Here is a 12,295-nt window from a genome sequence, read left to right as displayed (position 1 = left end):
TTTCCCGGCAGATTCGCCTGGGACAGGTAGGCAGCAGCGCGGCGCAGGACCTCGTTCTCCTGCTCCAGCAGTCGCACGCGGCGTTTGGCCTCCCGGAGCTCCTGGGATGCCGCGGCGGTCGTGCCGGGCTTGATCCCGGCTTCGACGTCGGCCTTGCGGATCCACTTCTGCAACGTCATGGGGTGGATACCGAAGTCGGCGGCGATCTGCTCGAGCGTCACACCGTCTTCGCGGTTCTGGGCGACGCGTACGACGTCGTCGCGGAACTCCTGGGGGTAGGGCTTGGGCACAACAACATCCTTCCAGGCCGCCCCGGCAGGGCAAGCCAGATCAGATGTCACCTACTCGTGCACCAGCCCCCACTCTCGTGCATATCGACACCCGGCCATCGCCCCATCGAGTCACCGAATACCTCTTGCCGCTGATGGTCAATGCGCCAACCAAGATGTGGTCTCGCCGAGTCCACGGCGACGCGGGCGGTTGCTGGATTACCGCCGGTGACGAGATCGTGCGCTGCAATCTAGCCAGCCCGACAGAATTGACACTGCGCCGAGCCCCCACTGATGGCGCGGACTACACCGTCGCGCTGGACGGCCGCCTATTCGTCATGCGCCATCCACTGATCGCCGAAGGTGACGGGGAGAGGGACGGCGAAACCGCCAGGCCCCCAGTGCGCGAGCTGATCGACGACGAACTGATCCCGGTCACCGACGACGCCACCATCACCCGCGCTCGAGCCGCCAGCAGACGCCCCGACGTCGCCACCACCCCAGACGGCACCACATGGACCGCCAACGGACATCTCACCGTCCAGAAGGCCGACGAAGACGCCCAGCCCGTCGACCTCCAACCCCGGACACAAGGCCAAGTGAACTGGGTGCGCCTCAACGCATGGTCCGGCACAGGCATCGATCAAATCGCCCCCGGCTCATACGCGCCAATCTCAGGCACACGGCGCAGCCGGTAGCTCCGCCGAGGGGCATCGGATTGGGCTGCAATGCGTTCTACTACGTCGCTTATAGAGCTCGAGCTGCCGGAGGCACAGATTTAATAGCTGGCCTTCTGACAAGTTAGTGGCACGCTACTGACACGGATTTGGCAAACTGACAAACTGTTTGGCAACCGACAGTATCCCCGCCACCAACCGAGCTCAAGACGCCGCCACTTAGCGATCAGATCCACACATTTCTCAAGTGCCGAGGAGTGCAGCCCGGGTCCGACCGGGACCGTCCCACAACCAAGAACTGGGACGGTCACCGCGACTCTTGGGACCGGGGATCTGGGGGCGGGACGTGTGCAGTCCAGATTGACTTCCTGCTAAGTTGCCAAAAGCCGCGCGATTGAACCGAATGCTCGATTCGATGCTCGGACCTAAGCGAACGTCAGAGAGAGAGATCTTGAACCCACGACCTACGTCTGCGCTCACGACCGTGCTGGTGTTCCTCAGCCTTGGTCTCTTGTGCGGGATCGTCGGCGCCGTGGCGTTGTGGTGGTTCGCCACTCAGCCGTTCGAGATCTACACAGCCAGCTACCATCCGCTCGATTCCACGACCGTTCGTGCTGACTCACCCTCACCTTTCGGATTCATTGCCTTGGCTGTCCTCGGTAGTGGTGCGCTGGGAGCAATTATCGGCGCCCTGGTTCACTACGCGGGGTGGGGGCTAACGCGTCGGTCATCCTGATTCTGGTTCGGAGGCTCAACTGCTGCGCCGAGATGAGTTAGTGAGACAGCGGATGACCCCAGAAGTCCAAGGACCGTGGCACTGCTCTGCCCACGCTTCGCTGTCGCACAAAAAAACTGTAGGTTTGTGCGACATCCTGCCAGGGAGGGGCGCTCTATGCGCGCACGAAGCGCTTCCGGACGCGGGGATGGGCTCGGGACGCACCACCAATGGTCAGAGACGTTGGAGTGTCTGCGACCAGCCTAGGCGCACTGCCCAAGAGGGATGTCGGAGCGGGCGCTTAGACTGCGCCCATCAGTTAAGGGGGACCGGTGTCAAAGGGTAGAAGGCGACAGACGGGCAGGAGTGCTCCGAGCAGTCGTGAACCGGGCTTGTTCGTGCCGGCAACCGAGCCAAGGTACATCGAGTTGACTAAAGGGCCTGCGACTTTTGTGCACCGGATTTCTGGGACGATTCAAGACAAGACGAAAGGCATCGTCACGGTTAAGGCCATTCCGTTGGCAGACTGGATTCGTCCTGTAGAGCTTCGGTTCGAGCCGCCCCTCCAATCGTTCGGGTCGAGTCAGAAGGGTTTCGATTACCACTGGCAGCAGCTTACCTACCTGTTCGAGCTTGACGACCCCAACAAATTCTCACCCCTTCATGCCGTACTCACAGTTGATGAGGGGGAGCGACTTCGGAGGTACTTGGCAACTTGCCAGGCACTCGCCGGGTATCGCCTCATCAACGACGATCACTCGTTTAACATGTATCACACTAAGGGAGAGGAAACGGATTCTCTAAAGGTCACCCTGCCTACCCACGAGGAGTTTAGTGGGTTCTCCGCGACTTTTAGACAGGTGCACAACGACGGCGAGCCGGCGAGCTTTATCAAGACCTGGAAGTTGCTGAACAAGGCACTGAACGAGGCGTCGATTACTCACGAAGAGCGGATGGCGCACCGCCGGATCATCAAAGACTGGAAGGCGGCGCGAAACGCGCTGAAACTGAATGCAGCAGCAACACTCATAGCCGAAAAGTCGGTTCCGAATTTGAAGCCGGACAGCCCGAGACCGCTCAAAGGGATCGTCCCGGAGGATTTGATTCAGCGGTATAACTACGGTGACACCCTCCACTGGGGTGACAAACGAGGAGAGCTCGCCGAGCTAATGAACGGTGACCCCTTCCATGCGAGTTTCTACAAGTACTGCTGCACGTGCACCATGACTTCGCTGAGCCACCTGTATTTCGGCTTTGCTGAGCTAGTCGCCGCTGCGCTCGGTGAAATCACGCACGTCGGCACGGCAAAAACTTGAGGTTACGGCCATCGACTCTTTGAGAGTAATTCGCGGCGATCCGCGTCTGTCGTCGCTAGTGATGGTCATGGTTACGTGCGTAAACAGCGCCTGACGCGGGCTGATCCGGCAAACTCGAAAATCGGGTAACGCTATTGCTTTACATAAGACCTGAGTACCGGACGTCGCCCCTGTGGGCGTCGCCGTCGTCGATTCGGAGCCATCTGGTTATTAGCGCGGCATGGGACCCGGGGCCTTGGGCTGGGCGCTCCACGACCGTGGTCGCCATCGTGGGATCGACTGTGTCGTCGCTGTGCAGCCGTACCGTGAGTGATGTGAGTGTCGATTACGCGCAGTGGTCTAATTCTCGGCGGCGACGTCGGTTTCTCGCGGTCGATACCGCGTGGTGGTCGAGTCGGCGGGTGGCGATCGCGTTGTCGGTTGTCGTTGTGCTGGTGTTTCTTCCGGCTCTGATGCTGGTTGCTGACCATCCTTTTCTCCTGCGGCGGAACATCGAGCAGGGCGACGTGTTCATCTATTCCATTGTCGCGGTGCCGGTGTTGGGTGTGCTGGGTCTGTTCTGGTTGTCGCTTGTGGTGATGGCTCTGGCCCGCCGGGCACGCTGGACATGGTGGATCGCCACCCCAGTCGTTGCTGTCCTGGCCTGCCTCTCGGTGCTCGTGTTCTTCCCTGTCCCCGGGTTCACTGAATCGCGGGACGAGATGGACGCGCTCGTGGCGCAAATCCGTGCTGATCCACCGGAGCGCGGTTTCCAGTCCTACGACCCGCCGCGGCAAGTTGGTGCAGTCGAGATCCGTTCAGTGGACGCTCGCACTCCGGGCGAGGTGAGAGTGTCCGACGCCGACACGTCCTTCTTCCAGGGCTCCGGATGGATCTACCGCGACGGCAACGGTGCCCCGGCCACACCTGGTGAAGGCCGAGAGTCCGACACGCTCGAGCACCTCGGCGGCTCATGGTGGAAGTACTCCTACACATGGTGACCTCCGGGGGCGCTGCGGCGGCGGGGCAGCAGAAGGATTTGACGCCTGCAGCTGTCACAGTCACAGGGGATGCGCGTCCGCCCGTGCTCCAGTAGGAGCGGTCACCACCGGGTGCGGTATCGACCTGTCTTCGCATGGCCGGGCCACGCATCGGGAATCTCGAGCAGAGCGGTTCCAGGGCGCTGGTGGTGGCCGGTGTTCTACCGTCTGGCCATGAGGGATCAGACAGTTCGAGGCGTGTTGGTTGGGGCAGGATGGGCGGTGCTGTCGGCTCCTGCGGCGGCCGGGCTGACGGCCCTTGTCTGGCAGTTTCCGTTGGTCCTGGCAGGCACCGAGGGCGGATTTGGGGCTGTACCCGGCGCGATAATCAGCATGGTCCTGTTCATGACGCTGTTCTCGTTCTTCGCTGGCATGGCCGCTATCGGTGCAGTGGGGGCCGGAGCCGGGTATTTCGTGCGGGAGCGCTCTGCCGTGGCAGCCGCGATCTCCGGCATCGCTGTGGGCGTGGTGGCAGCGCTGATCGTCGCAGTCGCCGACGTCTACCTCACGTAGGTGGTGCGCACCCGCTGCGCGTCCGACTATCTAGCTGTTCTGTCCACGCAGGTTGTGTACGCGGTCTGCGGGTGAGGCGCCTCGTAGTGCGGTGTGGCCGCGGTGGAAATTGTAGTGGTGTAGGAACGCGGGCAACTGTGCCGCGCGGTCGGCCTCGCGATCGTAGGCGGCGGCGTAGGCCCATTCCTCGAGCATCGTGCGGTTGTAGCGCTCGACTTTGCCGTTGGTCTGCGGCCGGTAGGGGCGGGTGCGCTTGTGCGCGATGTGCGGCCCGAGAGCGTCGGCGAAGGCGTGGGAGCGGTAGCAGGAGCCGTTGTCGGTCAGCACCCTGCGCACGGTGATCCCGGCGTCAGCGAAGAAGGCACGAGCACGCTCCCAGAACGCGGCCGCGGTCTCCTTGCGCTCGTCGTCCAGCAGTTCGCTGTAGGCCAGCCGGGAGTGGTCATCGACCGCATTGTGGATGTACCAGTAGCCCATCCCGCGGGCCTTGTTGCGGTTACCTTTCGCGCGGCCGTGGACCTTGTGGCCGCCACCGTCGGGGATGCGGCCGAGCTTCTTGATGTCCACGTGCACCAGATCGCCCGGAGCTGCGTGTTCGTAGCGTCGGGCCTTGCGTTTGCTGGACCGGATCGGTGCACCCGTGGCCGGGTCGGTAAACGACAAGCGTACGCATCCGTAGCGGGACAGGATCTTGTGCACCGTGGAGTGCTGCATGCCCAGGTGGTAGGCGATCCGGTGCGGACCCCACCGTCGGGAGACCCGCAGGCCCAGCACTCGCCGCTCCCGCCGTCGTGGCGTCTGGGACGGGCTGCGACGGGGCCGGCTCGAGCGGTCTGTCATGCCGTCTTTGCCGTGCTCGAGATACCGGCCCACCCATTTGCGCACCGTGGTCAACGAGACGCCGAACCGCTCCGCAGCACGTCGTTTGGTCCATTCGTCCTCGACCACGCACTTGGCCAGACGCAGTCTTCCCGTCGGGGTCAGCGGGGCGTTAGCGTGGGACATGAAGACCTCCGTTGTGAGTGTGGTTGCTTGGTCGCTTTCACACCTCACACGGAGGTCTTCCTCATGTCAGCCCGCCATGCCGACCACAGACACAACGTCCGTGGTCAGTACATCTAGCGGGCCACGTCACCAGGGTGGGAGCGCAGGGGAACAGGTCAGTGCTTGACATAAGACCTGGTTACCGGCTGTGGCGACTACCGCGTCATCGCCGCCGATGGACCCAGCCGGCCACGAGCACGACGATGAGTCCGGTGCTGGCGAGCCCGGTGGCCCACAATGCCCACGGGAAGCCGATGTCATCTAGGTCGAAGGGGTCTTGCTCGGCGTTGGGCGCTTGTGGGGGTCCGTAGACCTCGATCGCGGCGTCGCGGGTGCGGGTATCGGTGGAGGCAGTGGTGGCGGAGCAGGAGTTGTCTGACCACGGCGCCCCGTGGGAGCGGGAGGTGCTCGCGAACACCAGGTACTCGGTGCCGATCGTGTACCCGGTGCCGCAGGCGGGGCTTTGGGTGCTGGTGGCCACGACGGTGCTGTCGCCGATCTCGCCGGCGAAGACTTCCCGGACGTCGAATTCGTAGTAGGCGGTGTCGCCGTCGGTGCGCTGTGTGGTCGCGGTGCCGGTGAACACCCCTTCCGCATGGGCGACGTGTTTGAGTATCCGGGGGTCATCGGGGGCGTAGGCGCACGAGCAGGCGTGCGCGGTGCCTGGCATGACCACCGGAATGATGGGTGTGGCGGCCAGGATCGCGAGAATTGCCCACCACCGCATGTTGGTGCCTCCTGGGTCGATGGTCTCTTCGTCGGGAGACGGGTTCGGCGTAGGTCGGGCGTGCTATCTCGCGGGCAGCAGCGTGGTCAGGCGATGCGCACACCTTTGGGGAGGGTGCCCGCAGGTACGCGTAGTCGGCGGGCGGCGATGACCACGCCGATCCCGCCGAGTGCAATGTTGACCAGTAGTCCCAGGTACCAGCTGTCGCCGATCCGCGCTTTTTCATGCTCAGCCTTGGCCATGTAAAACGGCTTGCGTCCGGAGTCGTCCCCGCTCATGTACCAACCGTGCTGATCTGTGCATCTCGGCGCTGAGACGTAAGGGCCGACGCGGGCTGATGACAGCATTTCTGCGATGGGGGCGATCACGGTGGGCCCGGGTGGTTCGGGCCCGGTCCACTGCTGGATTCTCGGGTTGTCGTGTGCGGCGAGCACGTCCGGGAGGATGAGGAACGGGTTCGGGGCGAGTAGCCACCAGATGCGTTCGGTGTGGTGGAAGGTCTCGGTTTGCTCGACCTCTGTACACACCGGTTCCTGGGTCGGCGGCTCCTCGGCGCCCGGGGAATCTGATGGGTAGGTGTAGTTTCCGCGGATCACCTGGTGCTTTTGCGCCGTGGTGAGGTAACCCAGTCCGAACAGGGCGGGCAGGCCGAGGATGAGGAAGAACACCGTGGCCTGAGTGAGGACTGCGGAACCGGCTGGCCGGGCGGTGAGGGCGGAAAAGCCCAGGCCAATACCGCCGTAGCAGGCGAACAGCAGGCACAGGACCAGAACGCCGAGCAGTCCGATTCCGATGCCGTAGGGCGCGGCGATGATCCCCCAGATCAGGAAAGGGGAGGCGATGGCGACCAGGGCCAGGCAGGACACCCAGTTCCCGGCAAGTTTGCCGATCGCCAGTTGCCAGTTGCTGATCGGGGTTGCTTGCACGACCGCGAGGGTGGCGTCTTTGCGGTCGCCGTTGATGGCGGTCGCCGACAGTGTGGGCGCCAGGATGACGCCGAAGAAAAGCTCGGCCGCCATCACGATGGCGTAGAGGTTCTGCGCCCAGTTGGCATACGTGGACCGGCCGGGACCCATGGAAAAGTACATTGACCCGAACACGGCCAGGGCGAGCACCACGAAGGCCACGGCCAGGGTGATTTTCCACCGGGTGGTACGCAGTCGTTGGCGAAGCTCGAGTCCGACGATGACTCCCACGGGCGTCCACCATCGGCGGATCCGGTGGCCGAGTGAGGGCGAGTGGTCGTGGGCGGGGGCGTGCACGGTGGTGGTCATGGTTTTAGGTCCTGTCCGCGTCTAGCGCGAGATAGGTGTCTTCGAGTTCGGTGTCCACGCGAGAGAATTCCGCGATACTCCCGCCGGCGGCGATGAGCTTGCTCAGGTGCTGTGCGGCCGCCTCGTCGTTGGCGAATTCCATCGTGGTGGCAGAAGCTGCCGGGTGCCCGGATTTGCGGATACGCCACAGGTGGCCGGTGCCTCGGTCGGCTGGTCTGGTGCGGCCGTCGGTCATGATCACAATTTGGTCGGCCATCTCCGAGAGCTCGGGGAGGATGTGTGAGGAGATCAGGACCGCGCAGCCTGTATCGGCGAGCGCTCGAAGTTGATCCCGTAGTTCGCGGCGTGAGCGTGGGTCCATTCCGGAGGCGGGTTCATCGAGCAGGAGGACACGGGGCCGGTTGACCAGCGCTCGCGCGAATCCCAGCCGCTGCTTCTGGCCCCGGGACAACACGTGTGCTGGTTGGTCGGCGAACTCGGTGAGGTGGACCAGCTCGAGGAGTTCGGCGGCCCGCGCGTGAGCGGCCGTTTGTGATTGGCCGTGTAGGCGCCCGAACGTGGACAGGATCTCGGTGGCCGTCAGGCTGTCCCAGGTGCCGAAAATATCCGGCATCCACCCGATCGACGACCGCAGGCGGGCCGAGTCCGCTGCGCGACCGTCGAGTTCCAGCGAACCGGAATCCGGGGCCAGCAGGCCAGCGAGCATCAGCAGCAACGTGGTCTTTCCCGCCCCGTTGGGTCCGACGAGTCCGGTGATGGTGCCTGTATTCAAGGTGAGGTCAGCCTCTAAGACGGCGGTGTGACCTCCGAACGTGCGCGTCAGACCGCGAGCGGTGAGTCCCATCTGGCGACCATAGTTGCTCCACACCACGCAATGTTGACCCCCGTATAGGCGTGTCAACCTGCAGCGAGAACGGATTGCCCGGCGGTGCCACCTGCGCCCGCTTTAAATGGCGGTGGTCGCGGAATTCTGACAGCGGACGATTTCGGTCGCAATCACTGATGCGGTGCGGGTGTCTGCCACAGTGGGTGGCAGATGGGGGAGGTTCCGGTGGCCGAGTGGGCTGAAGTGAGGGCGGCGATGGCCAGTGGGCGCCGGCTGCCGATTCGAGGGCGAGTTACCGCGCACCGCCACTCAAGGTTCAGCGTTGGGTATGCGGCAGGGTCTCCGCTCATGTTGGTGTTTCTGCACCCGCAGGGCTTGGATCTTCATCGCGCGCAGGGCCAGTTGAGGCTGGACAGGGTCGGCGGGACACCTCACTTCATCTCCACCGGTGCCAGGGCCTGGTACTTCGCCGAGGACCCTGAGCGGCCGGTGACAACCGAGTCGCGGTTCGCTCGCATCGTCGGCCCCGGGTATGAGGTGGTGGCCGCCTCTGACGGGGTCGAGCAGGGCATTGAGCAGGGTTTCCCCTCGGGTCCGGTGCAGAGGAGCACACATCTGGGGCGGCCGGTATGGGTCATCCCGGGCACGGTGGACGGCGTGGCGGCCCAGTTGACCGTCGACCAGGCCACCGGGGTGGTGGTGGCCGTGGCCGCAGTGGACGGCGACTGGTCTGCGCAGTTCACCGCCATCGAGTTTCCCGAGTCGATCGACCCGGCAATGTTCGGGTGGGATGGGCCCTCCACCGAGGCGCCCCCGGTGGAGTTCATCGACCGGGAAGAGGGCACGTGGACCGTCGACGAGCTCAGCACGGTGGTCTCGGCCGAGCCGTGCGCCGGCCGCCGGGTGTACCCGGTCCAGATTGAGCAGTGGCTGATCGAGGACGGCTCGGTGACCCCTCCTCGAGTGGGGGACACCGTGCACTGGCCGTTGCTGTTCAGCACCGACAACGAGGGTAGGCCGGAGGTTGAGTCGGCGGTGGTGACGATCCTGGCCGAGGCGACCCCCGTCAAGGATGGCAACCCGGAAGTCGACTCCACGCGGACCCGGCGCTGGTCTACGCATTTGCAGGGCGACGGATGGTGCGCAGCGTGGGCCGCTGAACGGCCGGTGGTGGGAACAGTGTCGGTGCGCGGTTTTCTGTGGCTTGACGCGCTCGGCCAGGCAGTGTTTGGCACGGATCTGATGCATACCCGCGGGCGGGTGTGCCGGATCCAGGTCAAGCTGCAGCGTCAACGCAGAGTCCAGACCGCGATGCGCACGAGATGGGAGGACGTTGCCGACTCGGCCCGTTGGATCGATGTCCAGGCCTGCCCCCACGTCTTCGGTCTTCCCGAGCGCTCGAAGGTTCTGCCTGATGGCTCCCGTGAATACCCGGTCGACGTGGTCGTGCACCTGGACTTGGACACCGCCCAGCCGCCCGCGCCGCGTCCCCGACTCGTGGCCGGCAGTTCCGCGGTGAGCGGTCACACCCTGTGGGTGGCCGATGAACAGCTTCCAGTCGTGGCACGCCTCGACCTGGATCTCCGGGCTCCTGCGGTTCAGACGGTACTTCCGCTTCCGGTCGCCACGTCTCACCCGACTACTCAGCACCACCTGTCGGTGTACCCCGACACGCAGGGCTGCTGGGTCCTCACACGCGAGCACCGCTACCGAATCGACCAACACCGCCCGGAGGCGGTCCTCGATACGGAACCGCTGGGAGAATGGTCAGCCTGCGCCTACGACGGCCACGCAATGCTCATCCTCGGGCAGCGCTCCACCCTGATCCACCCCGACGGACGCCGGATCGCACTAGATCTGCCGAAATGGGACTCGCGCCCGGTGATCGCCCAGCGCCGCAGCAGCGATCCCCGCTTCGTCGTCGCGCTGCGCAAAGCCGATGTCCCGATGCGCCCGAACAGATACGGGGGCGCTGATGCCCAGTACATCTATCGCCTGGTCACGATCTCCGACACCGGAGACGTCACTGTGGGACCCGATGTGGAGTTCACCAGCCGTGTCGATGCCGTCGGCATCGTCGACGGACAGATCTGGGTGGTGACCCAAAGCGCGATCCATACGTTCGCCGACGACCTGACACCCCACACCGTCCACCGCCCGCCGGGGCTAGGGCTCGAAGCGGGTTTCGTGGGCAATCAAATGTGGATACTTGCACACCACTTCAGTGCCACCGCCTCCTCAGTCGGGTGGACCACCCGCGACGGCGAGGCAACCCTGTCGGACGAGGACGGGTATTGGCTCTTCGGATTGCTCGAACTGCCGTCACTCGAACCTGCCGGCGCGATGGCGGTGAACTCGAACTATCTGCGTGTCACGGCCGACGCCGATGGCACGGTGTGGGTGCCAGGCCGAGAAATACGCGGCCTGCACCCGGACGGCACGGTCACACGAATCGACATCGCCGATCTCCTTCGAGAAGAGGGCGTGTGACCGTCAACTAAAAAGGGGGAGGCCCGGGTAGTGACCGAGAAGCGCAGCCAGGAGCACGACGTAGTCCCAGCCTAGAGATTCTCAGCTTTACAGAATCATTATTATCGGCGCAAGCGTAACGCCTGCTCAAGGGGACTTTAGAGCTGTCGTAATGTGGTAGGACGCTAGTTGGCTGCCGTGTACGCCTGCATCACGTCAGCAGCCGGGATGTGGCCACGATCGCAGACCTATCGGCAAACCTGGCGGTGCCAGTGACCTTATTGAGGTGCGGAGTTCTGCACCACGTGCGTGACGCCGCGCTTGAGTTCATTAACTGTGAAGGGTCGCTTCACGAAGTCACCGTCCACGAGCAGTTGATAGCCTCTCTGGCTCTCGGGGACGTCATTGAAGTGTGCCCTGTACGTGCATATGCCAGTGCCGTCTGAATTCTGATCGATGGACTCAACTTCCAGGGCCGACTTGGTAGACGCGCCTGCACTTTCTCCGTAAAGGCCGACTTCGTCGTTCGGAGCGAGGCGAGTTGATCCAACGGTGCATACGCCGGAGTCGGCTGATACTTCGTCAGCTTCGCCGGTAACGGTCACAGTGGCGGCGAAGGTGGCGGGTATCTCGGCGTTGGTTGCGCAGCTCACCAGCATCAGCGCCCCCGCAGATGTCATTGTTCCGGCCGCTATCCGCCCCAGTTTCTGTTTCATAGGGTGTCACGATAGACAGTCTGAGCCTTCTGGACTGGTTGGTCGCCTGCGTAGGGGCAGTTCCGGGTTGGTGGTGTGTACGTGTTGGAGCGGGCCACTGCGACGACGTAACCAATGTGCAGGTCAAAGGAACTTCGAGGGAAGGCCGGACTGTTACCCGCATCTGCATCATGTGCGGGGAGCGCAGATAGAGTCGTTTCAGCTTGTCATAAGATAAGCTATCGGCGCTAGCATCACTGCTGGTGGGGTGGCGTTTTGGCCCTATTCGCGCCGCCAACGGGTTAGATGGCGGCGTGGTGGGCCGGTGGCACGCCAGTGCGGCGCACGGGTGAGTTTGGCGAGGCTAACGCTCCGAATTGGTAGGGAAACTGAATAAGCGCGTGGCGCGCTATCGGCACCGGTTTGGCCAAACCGCTTGGCAACCGGCAGCAAGCTACAACCCCCGCGCCATGTCCACGAACCGCGAGTAGTGCAGCTGGTGCGCCACCGTGATCGTGGACGTGGGACCACCACGGTGCTTACCCAGAATCAGGTCGGCTTCGCCGGCCCGCGGGTCGTCCCGCTCGGTGGAGTCCGGGCGGTGCAGCAGCATGACGATGTCGGCGTCCTGCTCCAGCGAGCCGGACTCACGGAGGTCGGAGACCTGGGGCCGCTTGTCCGTACGCTGCTCGGGGCCACGGTTCAGCTGGGAGATGGCGATCAAGGGCACGTCGATCTCCTTGGCCAGCAG

At 63.9% G+C, this 12,295-nt stretch carries 12 protein-coding genes; 5 read left to right on the top strand and 7 right to left on the bottom strand.

Annotated elements, in window-relative coordinates:
• On the bottom strand, positions 1–290 hold a 290-nt coding region (locus tag ACWIE7_RS17620), incomplete at its 3' end, for a transposase (RefSeq protein WP_454070119.1).
• 77 nt (positions 291–367) lie between these two features.
• Here ACWIE7_RS17620 and ACWIE7_RS17615 point away from each other — a divergent pair.
• From ACWIE7_RS17615 to ACWIE7_RS17600, 4 genes are all read left to right on the top strand, one after another.
• Positions 368–967, top strand: coding sequence for a hypothetical protein (locus ACWIE7_RS17615; protein WP_454070118.1), 600 nt, complete (start codon positions 368–370; stop codon positions 965–967).
• A gap of 1,092 nt (positions 968–2,059) precedes the next feature.
• Positions 2,060–2,977, top strand: coding sequence for a hypothetical protein (locus ACWIE7_RS17610; RefSeq protein ID WP_454070117.1), 918 nt, complete (start codon positions 2,060–2,062; stop codon positions 2,975–2,977).
• Positions 2,978–3,378: 401 nt separating this feature from the next.
• Positions 3,379–3,957, top strand: coding sequence for a hypothetical protein (locus ACWIE7_RS17605; RefSeq protein WP_454070116.1), 579 nt, complete (start codon positions 3,379–3,381; stop codon positions 3,955–3,957).
• 213 nt (positions 3,958–4,170) lie between these two features.
• The gene (locus tag ACWIE7_RS17600; RefSeq protein WP_454070115.1) at positions 4,171–4,509 is read left to right on the top strand and encodes a hypothetical protein; all 339 of its coding nucleotides are present in this window, start codon (positions 4,171–4,173) and stop codon (positions 4,507–4,509) included.
• A 30-nt stretch (positions 4,510–4,539) separates the two neighbouring features.
• On the opposite strand, the gene ACWIE7_RS17595 is transcribed toward ACWIE7_RS17600, so the two are convergent.
• The 4 genes from ACWIE7_RS17595 to ACWIE7_RS17580 all read right to left on the bottom strand — a co-directional run bounded on the left by ACWIE7_RS17595 (position 4,540) and on the right by ACWIE7_RS17580 (position 8,398).
• Complete coding sequence (locus ACWIE7_RS17595; protein ID WP_454070114.1) at positions 4,540–5,514, bottom strand: IS481 family transposase; 975 nt, start codon at positions 5,512–5,514, stop codon at positions 4,540–4,542.
• Positions 5,515–5,716: 202 nt separating this feature from the next.
• A complete protein-coding gene (locus ACWIE7_RS17590) occupies positions 5,717–6,280 on the bottom strand; it encodes a hypothetical protein (protein ID WP_454070113.1) in 564 nt (187 codons plus the stop codon).
• Positions 6,281–6,366: 86 nt separating this feature from the next.
• Complete coding sequence (locus ACWIE7_RS17585) at positions 6,367–7,554, bottom strand: ABC transporter permease (protein ID WP_454070112.1); 1,188 nt, start codon at positions 7,552–7,554, stop codon at positions 6,367–6,369.
• Between the two features lie 4 nt (positions 7,555–7,558).
• Positions 7,559–8,398: an ABC transporter ATP-binding protein gene (locus ACWIE7_RS17580; RefSeq protein WP_454070111.1), complete on the bottom strand. Its 840-nt coding sequence runs from the start codon at positions 8,396–8,398 to the stop codon at positions 7,559–7,561.
• Positions 8,399–8,728: 330 nt separating this feature from the next.
• Between ACWIE7_RS17580 and ACWIE7_RS17575 the strand changes: the two genes are divergently transcribed.
• A complete protein-coding gene (locus tag ACWIE7_RS17575) occupies positions 8,729–10,870 on the top strand; it encodes a hypothetical protein (RefSeq protein WP_454070110.1) in 2,142 nt (713 codons plus the stop codon).
• A 257-nt stretch (positions 10,871–11,127) separates the two neighbouring features.
• Here the strand turns inward: ACWIE7_RS17575 and ACWIE7_RS17570 are convergent, their stop codons facing one another.
• Both ACWIE7_RS17570 and ACWIE7_RS17565 read right to left on the bottom strand, forming a co-directional pair.
• The gene (locus ACWIE7_RS17570; RefSeq protein WP_454070109.1) at positions 11,128–11,565 is read right to left on the bottom strand and encodes a hypothetical protein; all 438 of its coding nucleotides are present in this window, start codon (positions 11,563–11,565) and stop codon (positions 11,128–11,130) included.
• A gap of 433 nt (positions 11,566–11,998) precedes the next feature.
• Positions 11,999–12,295: DnaB-like helicase C-terminal domain-containing protein (locus ACWIE7_RS17565; protein WP_454070108.1), on the bottom strand; the 297-nt coding region annotated here is incomplete at its 5' end.

Source organism: Dietzia sp. NPDC055343 (assembly GCF_053645265.1).
Note: the sequence above shows the minus strand (reverse complement) of the source record. Positions and strands in the feature narration are given on the sequence as shown.